The sequence below is a fragment of the Nostoc sp. genome (assembly GCF_036918015.1).
In the GTDB taxonomy this organism is placed as follows: domain Bacteria; phylum Cyanobacteriota; class Cyanobacteriia; order Cyanobacteriales; family Nostocaceae; genus Nostoc.
Genome location: NZ_JBALEO010000016.1, coordinates 1 through 17,014 on the forward strand (window position 1 = coordinate 1; position 17,014 = coordinate 17,014).

The window sequence follows — 17,014 nt, forward strand, 5'->3', positions numbered from 1 at the left end:
GTCTAACGCACCAAACCCTTGAAAATGGTGCGTTACGCTTCGCGATAACACACCCTACGTGTTGTTCAAAAATCAAATAGTAATCCTATAGATGAGAGCAACAATACTTGTAACAAGCGCTTTGAGAAGCTGGGAATCGCGCCAACTGAGGAAAATCGCCGCGCTTACCGGGAAGCCTTGGCAAATACAGTCAGGAGATGGAAAGGAGTGCAGAGCTAGCATTAGCTGGCTATAGAGCTTTACAGTCACAATTGTCTAGTCAGGACTAAGGAGACGTAGCAGTGCTAAGTCTCTTTAAGGACTTCCAAGAAATAAATTACTCAAATAAACGTAGACGCTTCGGCTTGCCGCAGGCTACCACAGAGACACAGAGAAGCCAGCGCGTTGCGGGGGTTCCCCCTGTTGTAGCGACTGGCGCGACACAGAGAAGCGAATTTTGGATTTTGAATTAATTCAATTAATAGAAGTGTATGCTGGAGCGATCGCTCCTATAAAGATGAATAGAGTAGAGAAAAACCTCTGGGAACTCCAGAGGTTTTGGTTCCTGATTTAGTTTCTACTTGTTACTCCAATTTGTTCTTAGTCATTTCCCGATAATGGAGAAAATTATTTGAACAACAAGATCCCCGACTGTCTAACCCGGATTTCTCACGCATAGTGTAGGCTTCAGGGGAAGAGGAGTGTGGGGAGTGTGGGGAGTGTGGGGAGTGTGGGGAGTGTGGGGAGTGTGGGGGGTAAGACTTCTTCCCCATCCTCCCACACCTCCCACACCTCCCACACCTCCCACACCTCCCACACCCCTTGGATTTCTCACTTGTGAGAAATCCAGGCTAAGAAGTCGGGGATCTGAGCTTTGGGATTTTATTTATATATTGAGTCTCAACCCAATACTGCTCGGTTAAGGAATTTCTTGGTTGAGGCAAGCAGGGGGAGAAATGGAGGCTGGCGTTGAGTTTTACCTCCCCTGCTTCCCCTGCCTCCCCTGCTTATCCGAGCAGTATTGAGTCTCAACCTATCTACGCGATTAATTCTTCACCTGTGGCTGCGAACCAGGAATCGTTACATCTATTGGTGTCACCTGTTTAGCTAACTGTGTCAATGGCGGTTGAATAGCGGTTTTATTCCCCACTACTAGAGTCACAATCTTTTCTGGTTTGAGGTATTCTCGTGCTACCCGTTGGACATCGGTTGCTGTGGTGGCGGCGACGGCTTTTTGATAGCGAAAGAGAAAATCAGCAGGATAGCCGAAATATTCGTATCGCATTAACCGTGATAAGGTTTGGCTGGGGTCTTGAAAGTTGAATACAAAGGAGTTGAGTGTAGACTCTTTGGCATAAGCCAGTTCTTTTGCAGTCACTCTTTGAGTTTGGGTGCGCTTGATTTCAGATTGTAAGGCTTTGACAAACTGGACGGTAGCATCCGATCGCGTCTGTCCACCAGCGATAAATATGCCAGGATAATCGTAGCGGGGACTCCACTGGCCGTAGACAGAGTAAGCTAAACCTTGACGCGATCGCAACTCATTAAATAAGCGTCCACCAAATCCATTTAACACTCCATTTAATACATCCAGCGCGGCATAATCGGGACTATCGAAACGTCCGCCTAAATGCCCGATAAGCACACTACTTTGCGTCAGTTGTGGCTGATTGACAAAAAATACTCCACCTGTATTAGCTGGCAAAACCTTTGGTAATGCGGGTTTAGCAATACCTGGGTTACGCTGCCAATCGCCAAACTTAGCTTGAATGAGCGATCGCATTTTCTTACTATCAAAATCACCCACAATCCCCAAAATCATATTATTGGGGTGGAAATATTGCTGATAAAACTTAAGCAAATCCTCACGCTCAACCTTATCCACCGTTGCATACTCTATCGTGCGAGCATAAGGGCTATCTTTGCCGTAGATTAATTTCTTAAATTCTCGACTAGCAATCCCATCTGGATTGTCATTACGACGGGCAATGCCACCCTTGGCTTGTGTCTTAGCTAAGTCTAACTTTTCTTGAGCAAATACAGGCGATCGCAGCACCTCAGCAAACAGCCCAAACACTGTTTCTAAATCTTCACTGAGGGCGTCAAAGCTAGCACTACCAGAAGCTTCACCAATACCAACTTCCACAGATGCTGCCCGTTGTTCCAATATTTCGTTGAGTTCATCAGACGAATGCTGCTTAGTGCCTCCAGTTCGCATTACCCCGCCTGTAAAACCAGCCAACCCAACTTTCTCCATTGGTTCCAAGCGATTCCCTGTGCGTACAAACGCTGTACCATTCACCAACGGTAACTCACGATCTTCCATCAAATACACAACCAAACCATTTTGCAGCACAAACCGCTCATACTTGGGTAACTTAATCTCAGGTAGCGGTGGTAACTGCAATTCTGTATAATGTTTCGCCTCAGCCGTCGCCGCCAGAGAAAAATTACAAGTTAAAAGTAAGCACGCAAAAACAGCAACCAAAGCATAAATCAACCCTTTCCTATTTTGGATTTTCAACACTATCTGCTTTTTACCCTTCACCTTAAACCTCTGCATATCTCTTTTCCTTTGCGCTCTTTGCGCCCTTTGCGGTTCGTTTTTCATCCTTCTTTCGACAACAGCTTCCCAATCGTGCGATTTTTCGGCGTAAAAGTCTCCTTTGCCACCCGTTGAATATCAGCCGTCGTCACCGCCGAAATGTCATCCAACTGCTTAAACAAATTCCGCCAAGAGCCAGTTTTCACCTCATATTCCAACAATTGTTGAGCCATGCCCATATTGGAATCGAGAGTACGTAACAAACCCGCCCGTGCTTGAGTTTTCACGCGTTGCAAATCAGCTGCCGCTACAGGCTCAGTTTTTAATTTGTCAATTTCTTGACGCAAAGCCACCGCCAACTCATCAACTGTATGACCAGGAGATGTGAGAGCATAGAAAAATATCAAGTTTGGGTACTTATCTCCAGGAAATCCACTGTAACCTTGGGCACTTAGCGCCAAACGCTGCTTTTCTACCAAAGATTTATACAGCCGCGACGTGCGTCCATCACTTAATAAACTGCCAATGATTTCATAGATTGCATTATCTGGATGAGTAATCGCCGGACGATGATAACCTTCTAAATACCAGGGTTGAGAAGGTAGCTGTAAAGTAACTTCCCGTGTTTGTTGTTGTGGCGGTTCCACCGGAATTTGTTCAACAGCTTTGGTTTTGGCTTGAAAGCGGCCAAAATAAGTTTGCGCCAGTTTTTTCACTTCAGCCGGGTTAACATCTCCGACAATAGCAATGGTCAAATTACTTGGTACGTAGTGAGTATCAAAAAAATTCTGGACATCTTCTGGTGTCAGATTGCGAATATCTTGGTCATAACCAATCACTGGACGCCTGTAGGGATGAGCTTTGTAAGCAGTATCGATAAACTTTTCCACCATCTGTCCAATGGGTGAATTCTCTACCCGCATCCGTCGTTCTTCTAAAATTACATCTTTCTCTTTATAAAACTCACGACGAATTACTGGATCGAGAAATCGCTCCGACTCCAACGACATCCAAAGTTCTAGCTTATTGGCAGGAAAGCTGTAAAAATAACGAGTGGCTTCGGTTGAAGTATTGGCATTTAAACCCACGCCTCCCGCTTGTTCGACAATTTGCCCCAATTCATTTTGCTTGACTAGCTTGCCGGCTTGCGATTCCACTTGCTCAAACTGAGTTTGTAACCGAGCAACTTCAGCTTTTTTGCCATCGGCTTTCGCGGTTTTAATTTGAGCATTCAACTGCTCTAAGGTATCTAGGAGTGGTTTTTCTTTTTTGTAGTCTTGTGTACCAATACGCGTTGTGCCTTTAAACGCCAAATGTTCCAGAAAGTGAGCTACACCAGTTTTGCCATCTGGCTCATCCACACCACCCACATTCGCATAAGTAAGAAAAGAAACTACGGGCGCTTGATGCCGTTCCAAGACAATGAATTTCAAACCATTGTCAAGGCGAAACTCTGTTAATTGCTTAATAACTCGATCGAGATAAGGTTGGATTGAACTTGGAACTGGCGGGGTTTGAGTTTTGGTTTCTTGAGGAGGAGGTGCTGTCTGAGTTTGAGCTAGAGCGACTTCTGGCAGCAATCCCCACCAGAGAATGCTAAAAGCCAACAAAGTGATAAACAAACGCCGCAATATGACAGATACAGGAGTTACATAGAAGAGATCCCCCAACCCCCTTAAAAAGGGGGCTTTTGAGATCCCCCCCTTTTTAAGGGGGGTTAGGGGGGATCTAAGTTTTAGGCTTTGAGTGCGTAAGTCCTGCAAAATCTCCAATCTAAAATCTAAAATTGACCGACTGCTCTGGTTCATAAGCGAAAATTAAGATAAAGTTACATTACCTAAATAACAGGATACTTAGCAAAAGAGCGTTAATCTTGTATTAAGTTTTCAGTGGCTCTTTGCACTGGACGTTAGACAATAATGCTACAAGTCTTGTTACGGATATCTAACCATAACTTTTATGCGAGTTTTTAATTCTTCCCCACCTTCAGAGGCTCAGACGCGCACCCGGATTTTAGAGGCAGCACAACGGTTGTTTGCTTCTAAGGGATTTGACGGTACTACCACCCGCGACTTAGCACAAGCGGCAAGTGTAGCTGAAGGCACTCTATTTCGTCATTTTCCGAATAAAAAAGCAATTTTGGTGGAAGTAGCCACGAGTGGTTGGGTAGAGATTCTGACAGATTTGCTCACAGAATTAAGTGAAATGGGCAGCTATAAAGCCGTCGCTCAGGTGATGCGCCGTCGGATGTGGAATTTCCAAAAAAATGCCGATTTGATGCGTGTTTGTTTTATGGAGGTGCAATTTCACCCCGATTTGCGCGATCGCATTCAATTAGAAGTCATTACCAAAATGACTGATGTGGGTGAAGCATTCTTTCAAACAGCGATGGATAAAGGCATTTATCGTCAAGGGGACGCGAAGCTAGTTGCGAAAGTGTTCTTAGGAATGTTTGCGATCGCAGGTTTCTCTAACAACACCCTCATCGAACCTGACGCTTCTCCCCAACAAATGCAGGAAATGGCCGAAGGACTCGCTGATATCTTTCTTAATGGTGTCTTGGTTAAAGAGTAGGGAATTGGGCATTTGTCATTTGTCATTTGTCATTAATTATCCTCCCCTGCTCCCCACTCAGCACTCAGCACTTAGCACTCAGCACTATTTTCGCTTGCTGACTCCACTGTTGTACTAGCTCAATTGCTGGACACAAATCTCGGCGCTGCATTGTTGCTACTTGTAAGCGCATAATTTGTTGGTGCAATCTGTGAGTGGGAGTTTGAGCTAACTGCACTACAGAACCAATACCTGCATGAAGCAATAAACCACAATATTGTGTCCCGACACTGGGAATACGTGCCAAGTCAGCTAAAGCCATCCATTTATTTACATACTGAAGATGAATCTGTAGTTTATTTGCTAACGCTAGTCTTGACTCTAGAGTTTTACCTTGTTTGACTAAGGCTACTGTGCTAGTAATCCCACAATTTTGGAGTTGAGATTGTTCCTCATGGCTCAATCCAGGTAATTGCTCAATTGGCCAATCACGAGATTGGATAGTAGTTCTACTATCTTTCTGTTTAGCAGACATTTTTGAAATAAAAATATAGGCTTGTTTAAATATTGTGACAGTTGTTTCTTCGCAAAATTACGCTTTTGCGGTTTAGTGTTTGTATTGACTCTTCTGCAATGCCATTGTTTCGCCTGACAAACATTAGATATCTTGCAAAACTCCCTAACAGCCCCTAATATTATGTCCGGGTAATTGAATAATAACCGGAACCCTACCCCGCAAAAGTTCCGCTTTAGCTCCCCTCCCCGCAAGCGGCTACGGTGTACACACAAGTGTTGGTGCAGTGTATCTATACAGCCTCGGAATAAATTCCGAGTCTCATAGCGAAAGTCTTCTTTTAGATGACTAAACAAGAAATTTAGTTCAGTCCACTAGTTCAGTCCACTTGAGTGGACTTTAGCTATCAGCCCGGAACTAAAGTTCCGGGCGGGATATTTGCTCAGTGTGCTACTTTCACTTGAACAGAAATATTGGGTGGGTAGGATTTTTAGAGATGTGTGTACACCGTAGCCGCTCTTCGGGAGGGGTTGGGGGTGGGGTTCTTTTATTATGGGTGATTTGGCAGACATGATATAACGAACTGCATTGACAGCTATTTTAGGCAGGTAATGCCGATCATATCGGGATAGTCAATGTAATCCTGCCAGTACTCGGAGCCAAATTTCTCTATGCCTTTGGGAGAGACTATTGGATGATGCCAGTGAATCTCTTTAAAACCAGCACTCATCAAGGCCCATTCATAAGTCGCTTTGCTGAGGTAGTAGTTATCAATATTGATAGACTCACCGTCATCAGGAATGCTCAATGTTAAGGTTATGGGCGTACCTTCCTTGAGCGAGTCAGCACATCTTCTAGCAATGCCATATTTCTGATGTTTATCATAAAACTCTGGAAGCAGTTCTAAATTATTGTTCAAACTGACGAATCGACCACCAGGTTCCAGATGAATTGCTATGGCCTGACACATTTTGAGTAGTTGCTCTTTAGTTGAAGCGTAATTCAGCAAGTAGGAAGCTACCACAAGATCGAAGCTGCCAATAGAACCAATTTCCATGACATCACCGATGATATATTCAATTTCAAGTGGAACGGAGGCTTCTTCAAGTCTTGCCAACTCGATCATTTCTGAGGAAATATCCACACCAACCAAACGTGCAGCGCCATTCTGTTTGAGCAATCGTGTGAAAAATCCTTCTCCACAAGCTAGATCGAGGATTGATTTACCGCCAACATCTCCGATTAAATTTAAGTATGTATATGCCTCACCATACAAGCGATAAGGCAATTTGTTAATTTTTTGAAACTGGAGAGCTATGCGATCGTACTCGGTTGCCATTTTTTCACCTCGCCTGCAAGTTTTTATTAAAAGATGTCTGAAAAGTTAAATTTTATGCTTGCTACCTCAACATCAACAGTTTAAGATAAGTGCGTTACGGCTTGTATGGCTAAAAAGATGCGATCGCTTCCTATAATAAGCTTCCTTGACGTTAAAATGGGTGTAAAGTATCTCCAATTTAGTTAGTATACGGTAGATTGCAGGAAGCTCATGACCGAAAACAAAAAGGATACAGAGCAACTAAATTTCTTTATGGGGATCATTAATTTTGAATTTTGAATTTTGAATTTTGAATTTTGAATTTTGAATTTTGAATTTTGAATTCGGAGCGAAGCGACGTGACCCAGATTCCGAAAAGCGCAGCCCAGTTGTATGAAACAGACTTTGCAGCATGGACAGAAAAAACTGTACAACTCATTCGTGCTGGACAATTTGGACAAGTAGACTGGGATGCTGTGATTGAGGAGATTGAAAGCTGGGGACGGTCAGAACGACGAGAGTTGAAAAGCCGTTTGGAAGTATTATTACAGCATTTGCTCAAGTGGCAATATCAATCTAGTTTGCGGAGTGGCTCTTGGCGAAATACTATTGATGAGCAGCGCTACAAAATTGCAGATTTACTGCAAGAGAGTCCCAGTCTCAAGTCTTATCCAGAAGAAGTTTTAGCCCAGTGCTATCATCGGGGATTGAAAGCTGCTAGTAATGAAACTGAACTACCAATAGATACGTTTCCAGTGGAATGTCCTTATTCCATTGCCCAAATTCTTGATAGTGAGTTTTTGCCAGATATTATTGATTTGTAATATTAGGTTGATGCGGTAAATAACTCCCCTCGCAGCACAGTTACCGCTTGTCCAGCGAGAAAGACGCGATCGCCCCCGTCATAATCCACCTTCACCACGCCACCGCGACTAGATGCTTGATAAGCCAAAAACTCATTTTTGTGCAAGCGATCGCGCCAGAAGGAAGCAAGACAGCAATGAGCCGCTCCTGTAACTGGGTCTTCATTAATACCTAATCCTGGTGCAAAGAAGCGAGAGACGAAATCATATTGAGAATCAGAGTCAGTGAGGCTGGTGACAATGACATCAGAAATTGGTAAGGTTTGGAGTAGTTGAAAATTAGGCTGTATTTGCCGCACCAATTCTTCAGATTCCAATTCCACTAGATAACCTAGTGAATTCTGCAAGACAGATTTGTAGGGTACACCCAAAGCTTGCTTGAGTTCTGGAGGAGCAACTGTTGCTTGTGAGTGATTTACAGGAAAATCTAACTCAATCCACTCACCTTGAAACTTCGCAATCAGCACTCCACTTTTGGTATAAAAACGTGCAACTTCATCAGGCGATAAATGTCCCTCTGACCAAAGTACATGGGCACTAGCTAAAGTTGCGTGACCACAAAGCGGCACTTCTACCGTGGGCGTAAACCAACGCAGATTAAAGCCATCATCCTGTCTGACTAGAAAAGCTGTTTCAGATAAATTCATCTCCTGCGCCAAGTTTTGCATCCAGCGATCGTTTTGGAGAGTAGGCAAAACACAGACAGCAGCCGGATTACCTGCGAAAGGTGTATTGGTAAAAGCATCAACCTGAGTAATGATTTGTCCCATTAGAGTCGCCTTGAAAGTTAGACAGCAATATATTGTTGATCTGTAGGGGCACAGCGTGGTTGTTTAATGAGAACCACTATATACAGTACCTTAGAAATTAGGAATACAATCTCCAAAAACTAGAGTCAATGTTAAAGCAAAACCAAAACGTGAGGATAAAAATCTTCAGAAGCATCTTTGCTGCTGTCAACTTAGCGCTAATTTCTGGAGGATTAGTTAGTTGTGTTGTTGAAGCCCCACAGCCACCTGCACCAACTGAGCAACAAAAACCAGTCTTACAACCTAACCAACAGCCTCAGCAGACAAAGCAAAAGGACAAAGATGACGATGATAAAGATGGCGATCGCAAAAATGATAAAAAAGATGGCGATAAAGACGATAACGACTAAATAAAGGTAAAATTATCACCTTAGATTTATGCTTATCCCACAAACTTCTACTTCCCTCGGCGAGACTTTACGCCACCGACGGCAACAACTAGCCAACCTCATTGATTTTCCTGCAATTCTGTGGTCAGGTAGCAATAATTCGCGCAACTTTCCGGCAAATTCCTTTCCATTTCGTGCTAACAGTCATTTCCTTTATTTTGCCGGACTGCCATTACCAAAGGCGGCAATTCGTCTAGAAGCGGGCAAACTAGAACTATTCATCGACGATCCGTCACCCAGCAGCGCCCTTTGGCATGGAGAAATGCCAACGCGCGAGGAAATAGCCGAGAAGATTGGGGCGGATGTCGCCCGACCAATGGCAGAATTAGAGTCTTGGCTAGAAGATGCCGCTACACTTGCCGTCCAAGATGCAGCTACTTGGACGCAGCAATCGCAGCTATTAAATAGATGGGTTTTACCACAAAGTCCTCCCCAAGGAATTGACTTGGAGTTAGCGAAGGCGATCGTTTCTCTCCGCCTTACCCACGATGATGCGGCATTAACCGAGTTGCGAAAAGCTGCTACTGTCACTGTCAAAGCTCACAAAGCGGGGATGGCAGCAACACCCCAAGCCAAACTAGAAGCAGAAGTTCGGGCAGCGATGGAAGGGGTGATTATTGCTCACAATATGACCACTTCTTACAACAGTATTGTCACTGTTCACGGTGAAGTTTTGCATAACGAGCATTATCACCATAGTTTGCAACCAGGTGATTTACTGCTTGCCGATGTTGGCGCTGAGACTGAGACTGGTTGGGCTGGTGATGTGACTCGCACGTGGCCAGTTTCAGGGAAGTTTTCATCTACCCAAAGAGATATTTATAATGTGGTGCTGGCAGCTCATGATGCTTGCATTGCCAAAATCCAGCCTGGTGTAGAGTATGGGGATATTCACCTGCTAGCGGCTACAGCGATCGCTGAAGGTTTAGTAGAGTTAGGTATTTTACAAGGAAATCCCCAAGATTTAGTAGAAATCGATGCCCACGCGCTGTTTTTCCCTCATGGTATCGGTCATCTACTGGGTTTAGATGTGCATGATATGGAAGATTTGGGCGATTTAGCAGGGTATGAAGAGGGGCGTGAAAGGAGCGATCGCTTTGGCTTAAGCTATCTCCGTTTAAATCGTCCCCTGCGTCCAGGAATGTTGGTCACAATTGAACCTGGTTTTTATCAAGTACCAGCAATTTTAAATGATGCTAATGTGCGTTCAAAATATCAGAATGTGGTGAATTGGCAACGTTTATCTGAATTCGCTGATGTCCGGGGAATTCGCATTGAAGATGATGTTTTAGTTACCGCAGAAGGGAGCGAAGTTTTAACAGCTGCATTACCGAACGATGCTGATAGTGTAGAAAATCTAGTCAATGGCTGAGTTAATATTTTTGTATCATGTCAGCTTGATTACTTATTAAACTCCAAGAACCCCACCCCGACAAAGCTATGCTTTGTCTCCCCTCCCCGCAAGCGAAGAGGGGATTAGATTAATAGGCTTTGTCTCCCCTTCTCGCTTGCGGAAGAATATATAGCGGTTCTCGCTTGGGTGCAGTACAGTTTTGACCTCTCTCCAAACCTCTCTCCTAAAAGGAGAGAGGCTTTGAATCTTACTCCCCTTCCCTTGAAGGGAAGGAGCTGGGGGTTAGGTCTGTATTCCATGCAATTGGGAACCGCTATAGGTTGGATTAATAGGCTTTGTCTCCCCTCCTCGCTTGCGGGGAGGGGATTAAGGGGTGGGGTGCAATGACTGTGGAAATCATAACTAATTATTCGTTTTAGCTTTGCAGAACCCTCATTTCCCCAAACCCAGGTGATTTTGTAAAGCTTGGCGCATCACTTCTACAGGCAAAGTTTCCAGATGCAACCAGATTTTTAATGCTGCTACCCCTTGTTGGACTAGCATTTCTAATCCATCGATCGCAATTGCGCCTTGTTTTTCAGCTAGCTCTAGAAATTGCGTCGGTTTCGGAATATATATCAAATCGTAAGCGATCGCACCCGTTGGTAAATTTGCGATTTCTTCTACACTCAAAGGCGATTCATCGACTTTGGGATACATCCCAATCGGAGTTGTGTTTACCAGCAGATTTGCCTGGGGAATGAGCTTTGGTAATTCCTCCCATTGATGAACCTGGAATTTATCAGCTAGAGATGAATTGCTCCAACTATTGCGGAATTCTTGTAATCTCTGCATATTGCGCCCAACAACATGAATTTGGGCAAAACCTAGCTGGATACAACCTGCTACAACTGCTCTGGCTGCACCACCATTGCCTAAAATTACCGCTACTTTCTGACTCCAATCTTGTTTATATGTTGTCTGTAAAGGAGCGATAAATCCTTCTATATCTGTATTTGTGCCTACCCATTGGTTATTTTGGCGGCTAACAGTATTCACTGCACCAATAGTTTGAGCCAGGGGCGTAATTTCTGAGAGGAGGGGGATGATTGCCTGTTTGTGAGGGATTGTCACACTAAAGCCCACAACCCCAACAGCCGCGAAACCTGCGATCGCCACCTCTAAATTTTGTGGTTCAATCGGAAAAGGTAGATAAATGTAATCTAATCCTAATTGTGCGATGTCTTCTCTACGAGAGGCTTTGCCAACGACGAGCTGCGCTAACGCGGCATTATGCATCACTGGTGACAGCGAATGTTCCACCGGATGTCCAATTACCCCTAGTAGCTTAGTTTTCCCAGTAATTTTTTTAGTCATTAGTCATTGGTCATTGCTTATTAATTCATCTCCCTCATGTCCCTCACTCTCCAGTAGCCTACAATTATTAAAAGCTACTTAACATTTCTTTGAATCATGCAGGTAACTACAGCCCCCTCTACAATTCCAATTCCTGGTAAATATTGGCAGTGGCGCGGGCACAACGTTTACTACGTGCGTGCGGGAGAGAAGCAAACCGAACGTCCGCCCTTGCTTTTGGTACATGGATTTGGTGCTTCCACAGACCACTGGCGCAAGAATATCACAGGATTGTGTCAAGATTTTGAAGTATTTGCGATCGACCTTTTGGGATTCGGGCGATCGGCGAAACCAAAATTGCAGTATAGTGGCGACTTGTGGCGCGACCAACTCCATGATTTTATCAGCGAAGTGATTGGTCAAAAAGCAGTATTAGCCGGTAATTCCCTTGGTGGTTATGCTTGCTTGTGTGTTGCAGCCCAACGTCCCGACAGTGCAGCTGGTTTAGTCTTGCTCAATAGTGCCGGGCCTTTTAGCGAAAGCCAGCCCACATCTGAACCGGAAGCTTTGCAAAGCGAAATTCAGCCACCCAAACAACCCTCTTCTTTAGAGAAACTCCTGGGTGACTCAGTTAAATGGATTTTTCAACAACCTTTAGCTCAGTTTGTGTTATTTCAATACGTGCGACAACGTTGGGTAATTCGCCAAACTTTAGAAAAGGTATATCTTGATAAAAGTGCAGTTACAGACCAATTAGTAGAAGAAATTTCTCGCCCTGCTTTTGATCCGGGTGCATTGGATGTATTTGTTTCAGTTTTTAGCAGTCCTCAAGGGGAAAAAGTTGATGTACTACTAAAGCAATTAACTTGTCCTTTATTGATGTTGTGGGGAGAAGCTGACCCTTGGATGAATACTAGAGAACGTTCTCCAAAGTTTCGCCAATATTGTCCTCAACTCACAGAGCATTTCTTAACAGCAGGTCATTGTCCCCATGATGAAGTACCCGATAAAGTAAACCAACTTTTACGCGATTGGGTTTTGTCTATTGACTAGTGATATTAAATATCATTAGACAAAGTTGAGTAGAGATGCAACAAATTGCGTCTCTAATCGCAGGTTTTTCTATGAAAAAGATACTTAGATAAAAGAGGAAATTACTATTAAGTTAAAATTCCTGTTACAACAATCCGGGAGCCTTCTAAAAACTTTTCTACTTTGATTTGTGTTCCTAACTCCTCTCCCAAGGCGGGAACGTGAGTAATCACGCCAACTAATCTGTCTTGTTTTCCCAAAGAGAGTAGGATATTTGAGACACCTTTTAGAGTTTCGGCATCTAATGTTCCAAATCCTTCGTCTATAAATAGACTGCCTAACTTGGCTCCTCTAGATAACTTTTCTGAAAGTGCTAGAGCCAGTGATAAAGAAGTAGCAAAGGTTTCACCACCAGAAAGGGTTTGCACTCGTCTTGTTTCACCACAACTCCAGTTATCTTCTACTTTATATTCTTTATTTTCATATTTTAATGCATATCGCTGTTCAGTAAGTTCTAATAAAAACACTGTTGCTAGTTCTACTAATTCGCGCTCAAAATGCTGGAGAATATAGTCTTGAAAGCGATCCGATCGCAACTCTTTAGACAAAATTTGATATGTTTCTAGGTCTTGTTGTTTGCTAGATAGTTGTGTTTGCAATTTCTCTACTTGCTCTCGCTGTTCTTCAGCTTTAGCAATCAAAAGTTTTAATTCGTTGTATTCATCTTGTGCTTGTTTATATTTTTCTCCGGCATCAGCAACAAATTTTTCATGCTGGACGATTATTTCTGCGTTTGTATTTTTGTCGCCAATTGCGTCAGTTTCTCGCTTAACATTAGTTTCCAACTGAATTTTATTAGTGTTGTAATCATCAATTTTTTGCTGCCATTGACTTTGCTCTTTTGGGGGTACTTTAGAGTGCTGAAATATTTCCTCTGTAAAGTTTACTATCTCTAAATTATTCTTCCATTCAGCTTCTAGATGTTCTTTTTCAGTAGAAGCTAAATCGAAGTCTTCTCTTGCCTTTACATCACTTTGTTGAGCTTGCTTAAATTCATCACGAGTATTTTGGTAGCACTGAGTTTCATGCTGAATACGATGCTCTAAATCTCGTTTATCTTGTTCTAGTTTTTGGAATAAATTATCATAAGAATCACTACCAGCAAGCTTGGAAAGTGTGTCTAATATTTCCTGAAGTTGTGTTTTTTTGTGATCTAGTTCAGATGCTAGGTCTTGATGTTGAGTTTGCGTATGTGATAACTTACTTTTAACAAAGTTCAAATTGAGTTCACTAGCTTTAATTTCCACCTCTGCTTTTTCTTTTTGTGTTAAAGATTTTTGATAATGAGCATCACTTTTCTGTAGTGCTTGGCGTTCTTGATCGAGTGCCTTAACTTCCCATTTGTCTGCTTTTAATATGACAACAATTTGTTCTGTCTCTGCTTCAAGTTCGGCTTCTTTTTCAGTTAATATTTTTTGATATTCAGCTTGTTGTTTCTTCAGATGTTCTCTTGTTGTTTCAACCTGAGTTTTGACTTCAGTAGCTTTTTGGCGGTTTTGTTCAGCAGCGCGATCGCGTTTTTCTAGTGCTTTGATATCGCCTGAAGATTCTAGTTGTGGTAATAAGTGGGCTTCTGGATAAATTCCACCGCAAACTAGACAATCATCACCAGTATGCAGAAATGCACGCAAAGCCGCAGCATAATTTTGTTGTCTAGCAGTATCTAATTCAACACGATATTGATCGCATTCTGCTTCAGATTTTTGGAAAGTTAAAATAGCAGATTGATAATCAGACTCAGCAGTGTTTAACTCTTGAGTGATTTGCTGTAATTTCGTGCGATCGCTTTCAACTTGCTTTTGAATTCCTTCCCATTTAATTAGGAGTGGTATTACTTGATTAAGTTGTTCTAATCTTGAGCCACCAGGAAAATATTGAGAAAGTTGATTATTAGCTGTCATCAAGCTCTGATTTTTTTGATTTAATTCAGCTTCAGCCTTTTTTACAGCTCGATCAGCCTCAGTTATCAGCTTTAATTTTTCTATTAATGTTTTTTCTAACCTTTTTATTTCATCGTTAATTACACGCCGCTGTTGTTCGTAAATTTTAGCTGCATTAAGAGCTTCTTCTCGCTGTTTTAGCTGTGGTGCAATCTCAGCCTGATCAGCTTGTGTTTGACTGAAAATATCTTCTTGTCTTTTAAAAGCTGATTGTTTTTCAATCAAAGCTTTGGCAGCAATCTCAACATCAGCTTGAGTTTTTTCATATCGATTACGAGCCAAATTGACTGATGTCCAAGTGGCAGATAGGCGATCGCCAACTCGTGCTTGTTCTAATTGCTGTTTTAATTCACTTATTTTTGAAGCTTGTTTATTTAATTCATCAAGTTGCTGTTGCCAATTTGCTAAATCTTTCAGACGTTGTAATAATTCTTTTTCGGCGACTAAAGCTATTTGGGCTTTGCTAACTGTTTCATGTAATCTGGGTAATTCTTGTGCTAAAAACTGAGAGCGATCGCGTCGTTGAGAATTCAGTTCTATATCTAATGATAAATCTAGATTTTTTAGCTGTTCTTGAATTGCGTTACATTCACCTTTAATCAGGTTAGCTCGCGTCCCAGCCTGCGAACACATATCTTCAAAAATCTTTTCGTATCCAACCAGACTGTTTAAAATCTTCCGCCGATCAGCACTTTTGCCTTTGAGGAACTCATCAAATTGTCCTTGAGGAAGCAGAATAACTTTTGTAAAAGTCTCAAAATTCATTCCTAAAGCTTTCTCGATAACGGCGTTAATTTCTGCTTCCTTTTGTTCTCCAAAAGGTTGAAACTCACCATTTATCCGCTTTTCTAACTTAAAAGTAAGCTGGGCTGTTTTAGTACGATATGACCATGAGCGAAACACTAGATACTCAGTTTGATCTACCAAAAAGCGTAATGATACCTGTAATTTTAAGCTACCCTGACTCAATAATTCTTTAGGTTGAGTTTTTCTTGCTACTTTTCCATAGAGTGCCAAAGTCATCGCATCTAGCAAAGATGATTTACCTGCGCCGGTTGGGCCAGTAATAGCAAATAAGTCCATTTTCTCAAAAAGAATATTTGCCTGCTTCCTAAAGCTGGTAAAACCTTCTAAAGTTAGCTCAAGTGGTCGCATTTTGGGTTTCCTTGATTTCCTTATATAGTTCCTCGAACTTCGCTACAACGGCGGGAGCAGGTGTAGTATTTAATTCCTCTTGGAAGTAGCGCTTAAATTCTTCTACTGGATCAAAATCTTCTTGCTTTACAGATTTTTCTCGCTTTGATTCTATTTCTGGATAACGCGGCTCAATTTGCAGCACTTGATCGCCACAAATTTTCCGAATTTTGTCAGCTAATCCCATTTGAAGTGTTTGCAAGTTGATAATTACCTTCAGATAGCCTGGGTGATCGCGTTGTGGTTCTAGTTTTTCCTCATAATCACTCAATTCACATTCGACTATCTTCAAAGGTTTTTGACAGGGGATAGATATAAACTCCGGTTTTTTGGCAGGAGAACCAACTTCAACATCGATCAGATAAAATCCTTTTTCTTCCTCAGCTTCACCAAAGTCTACTTGAATCAAAGAACCAGAATAGTAAGTAGGAGCCGCAACTAGAATTTGTTGAGGTTTATGGATATGTCCGAGAGCAATATACTGAGCTTCTGGCGGTAGGCTTTGTCCAGCCAAGGCGTAGGTTTCTTTGGTGTGATGACGGGCTTCGGAATTGGCTAATCTAGCACTATCGATAGTGAGGTGAGCCATGAGGATGTTAACGCTGTCATCTTGGAAGCCACTGGCTAAATTTTTGAGCAAGTAGTCTACTCTGTCTCTGTAGTGCTGTATTTGCTGCAACTCATCCATTGTCCAAAGATTTTCAACTGTCAACAGCCGCCGTTCGGAAGCAAAAGGCATCGCTGCTACACGTAGTTTGCCGTTGGGCGTTTCTAGGGTAATCAAACCTCCTTGATTGACGCGACGAGGTTTCCCTAATATCTGCACACCAGCTAAAGACAAGAGATTAGCTATACCATCAAAGCGGGAAGCAGAATCATGATTTCCGGCGATCGCAATTGCCGGAATTTTAGCATTTCTCAGCCCCTCAAAAAACTGATACGCGACTCGTTCAGCATCAGATGGCGGATTAGGAGTTTCAAAAATATCGCCTGCGATTAATACCGCATCAACTTCTAATTCTTGAGCTTGTCGTAAAAGTTCATTCAGAGAAAATTCAATTTCTGGGGTACGATCTTTGCCTTTGAGATGTCGCCCCAAATGCCAGTCAGATGTATGAATTAAACGCAT

The 17,014-nt window shown here is 42.6% G+C and carries 15 protein-coding genes; 6 read left to right on the top strand and 9 right to left on the bottom strand.

Annotated elements, in window-relative coordinates:
- The first annotated feature begins 87 nt into the window (after positions 1-87).
- A complete protein-coding gene (locus tag V7K61_RS04255) occupies positions 88-219 on the top strand; it encodes a class I fructose-bisphosphate aldolase (protein ID WP_335051290.1) in 132 nt (43 codons plus the stop codon).
- 415 nt (positions 220-634) lie between these two features.
- On the opposite strand, the gene V7K61_RS04260 is transcribed toward V7K61_RS04255, so the two are convergent.
- The 3 genes from V7K61_RS04260 to V7K61_RS04270 form a co-directional block, all read right to left on the bottom strand.
- Positions 635-814, bottom strand: coding sequence for a hypothetical protein (locus V7K61_RS04260; RefSeq protein WP_335051222.1), 180 nt, complete (start codon positions 812-814; stop codon positions 635-637).
- Positions 815-1,024: 210 nt separating this feature from the next.
- Positions 1,025-2,542 (bottom strand): M16 family metallopeptidase, encoded by a 1,518-nt coding sequence (locus tag V7K61_RS04265; RefSeq protein WP_335051293.1) that lies wholly within the window; start codon positions 2,540-2,542, stop codon positions 1,025-1,027.
- A 44-nt stretch (positions 2,543-2,586) separates the two neighbouring features.
- Entirely contained in the window at positions 2,587-4,194 is a 1,608-nt protein-coding gene (locus V7K61_RS04270; RefSeq protein WP_335051224.1) for a M16 family metallopeptidase, read from the bottom strand.
- A 289-nt stretch (positions 4,195-4,483) separates the two neighbouring features.
- Here V7K61_RS04270 and V7K61_RS04275 point away from each other — a divergent pair, with 289 nt between their 5' ends.
- Positions 4,484-5,098 carry a TetR/AcrR family transcriptional regulator gene (locus V7K61_RS04275; protein WP_094352394.1) on the top strand — a complete coding sequence of 205 codons (615 nt, stop codon included), beginning with the start codon at positions 4,484-4,486 and terminating at the stop codon, positions 5,096-5,098.
- A 64-nt stretch (positions 5,099-5,162) separates the two neighbouring features.
- Here the strand turns inward: V7K61_RS04275 and V7K61_RS04280 are convergent, their stop codons facing one another.
- The gene (locus tag V7K61_RS04280; protein ID WP_335051226.1) at positions 5,163-5,612 is read right to left on the bottom strand and encodes a DUF4332 domain-containing protein; all 450 of its coding nucleotides are present in this window, start codon (positions 5,610-5,612) and stop codon (positions 5,163-5,165) included.
- Positions 5,613-6,186: 574 nt separating this feature from the next.
- Positions 6,187-6,930 (bottom strand): class I SAM-dependent methyltransferase, encoded by a 744-nt coding sequence (locus V7K61_RS04285; protein ID WP_335051229.1) that lies wholly within the window; start codon positions 6,928-6,930, stop codon positions 6,187-6,189.
- Between the two features lie 338 nt (positions 6,931-7,268).
- Between V7K61_RS04285 and V7K61_RS04290 the strand changes: the two genes are divergently transcribed.
- Positions 7,269-7,733 (top strand): DUF29 domain-containing protein, encoded by a 465-nt coding sequence (locus V7K61_RS04290; RefSeq protein ID WP_335051231.1) that lies wholly within the window; start codon positions 7,269-7,271, stop codon positions 7,731-7,733.
- A 2-nt stretch (positions 7,734-7,735) separates the two neighbouring features.
- Here the strand turns inward: V7K61_RS04290 and V7K61_RS04295 are convergent, their stop codons facing one another.
- A complete protein-coding gene (locus tag V7K61_RS04295; protein WP_335051233.1) occupies positions 7,736-8,542 on the bottom strand; it encodes a PhzF family phenazine biosynthesis protein in 807 nt (268 codons plus the stop codon).
- Positions 8,543-8,670: 128 nt separating this feature from the next.
- On the opposite strand from V7K61_RS04295, the gene V7K61_RS04300 reads away from it, so the two are divergent.
- On the top strand, positions 8,671-8,931 hold the full coding sequence (locus V7K61_RS04300) for a hypothetical protein (protein ID WP_335051235.1): 261 nt from the start codon (positions 8,671-8,673) through the stop codon (positions 8,929-8,931).
- 28 nt (positions 8,932-8,959) lie between these two features.
- Complete coding sequence (locus tag V7K61_RS04305; protein ID WP_335051237.1) at positions 8,960-10,342, top strand: aminopeptidase P family protein; 1,383 nt, start codon at positions 8,960-8,962, stop codon at positions 10,340-10,342.
- 414 nt (positions 10,343-10,756) lie between these two features.
- Here the strand turns inward: V7K61_RS04305 and V7K61_RS04310 are convergent, their stop codons facing one another.
- Positions 10,757-11,680, bottom strand: a complete 924-nt coding sequence (locus tag V7K61_RS04310) for a shikimate dehydrogenase (RefSeq protein ID WP_335051239.1) — start codon at positions 11,678-11,680, stop codon at positions 10,757-10,759.
- A gap of 96 nt (positions 11,681-11,776) precedes the next feature.
- Between V7K61_RS04310 and V7K61_RS04315 the strand changes: the two genes are divergently transcribed.
- Complete coding sequence (locus V7K61_RS04315) at positions 11,777-12,712, top strand: alpha/beta fold hydrolase (RefSeq protein WP_335051241.1); 936 nt, start codon at positions 11,777-11,779, stop codon at positions 12,710-12,712.
- A 107-nt stretch (positions 12,713-12,819) separates the two neighbouring features.
- Here V7K61_RS04315 and V7K61_RS04320 read toward each other — a convergent pair whose 3' ends face one another.
- Together V7K61_RS04320 and V7K61_RS04325 are read right to left on the bottom strand one after the other, a co-directional pair.
- Positions 12,820-15,846: an SMC family ATPase gene (locus V7K61_RS04320; protein WP_335051243.1), complete on the bottom strand. Its 3,027-nt coding sequence runs from the start codon at positions 15,844-15,846 to the stop codon at positions 12,820-12,822.
- Positions 15,833-17,014, bottom strand: coding sequence for an exonuclease SbcCD subunit D (locus V7K61_RS04325; RefSeq protein WP_335051245.1), 1,182 nt, complete (start codon positions 17,012-17,014; stop codon positions 15,833-15,835). The genes V7K61_RS04320 and V7K61_RS04325 overlap by 14 nt, the downstream gene beginning before the upstream one ends.

What these genes read in the sequence shown, in the direction of transcription:
- V7K61_RS04265 (WP_335051293.1), bottom strand. Translation starts at nt 2,542, where the DNA reads ATGCAGAGGTTTAAGGTGAAGGGTAAAAAGCAGATAGTGTTGAAAATC.
- V7K61_RS04275 (WP_094352394.1), top strand. Translation starts at nt 4,484, where the DNA reads ATGCGAGTTTTTAATTCTTCCCCACCTTCAGAGGCTCAGACGCGCACC.
- V7K61_RS04280 (WP_335051226.1), bottom strand. Translation starts at nt 5,612, where the DNA reads ATGTCTGCTAAACAGAAAGATAGTAGAACTACTATCCAATCTCGTGAT.
- V7K61_RS04285 (WP_335051229.1), bottom strand. Translation starts at nt 6,930, where the DNA reads ATGGCAACCGAGTACGATCGCATAGCTCTCCAGTTTCAAAAAATTAAC.
- V7K61_RS04295 (WP_335051233.1), bottom strand. Translation starts at nt 8,542, where the DNA reads ATGGGACAAATCATTACTCAGGTTGATGCTTTTACCAATACACCTTTC.
- V7K61_RS04300 (WP_335051235.1), top strand. Translation starts at nt 8,671, where the DNA reads ATGTTAAAGCAAAACCAAAACGTGAGGATAAAAATCTTCAGAAGCATC.
- V7K61_RS04305 (WP_335051237.1), top strand. Translation starts at nt 8,960, where the DNA reads ATGCTTATCCCACAAACTTCTACTTCCCTCGGCGAGACTTTACGCCAC.
- V7K61_RS04310 (WP_335051239.1), bottom strand. Translation starts at nt 11,680, where the DNA reads ATGACTAAAAAAATTACTGGGAAAACTAAGCTACTAGGGGTAATTGGA.
- V7K61_RS04315 (WP_335051241.1), top strand. Translation starts at nt 11,777, where the DNA reads ATGCAGGTAACTACAGCCCCCTCTACAATTCCAATTCCTGGTAAATAT.
- V7K61_RS04320 (WP_335051243.1), bottom strand. Translation starts at nt 15,846, where the DNA reads ATGCGACCACTTGAGCTAACTTTAGAAGGTTTTACCAGCTTTAGGAAG.
- V7K61_RS04325 (WP_335051245.1), bottom strand. Translation starts at nt 17,014, where the DNA reads ATGCGTTTAATTCATACATCTGACTGGCATTTGGGGCGACATCTCAAA.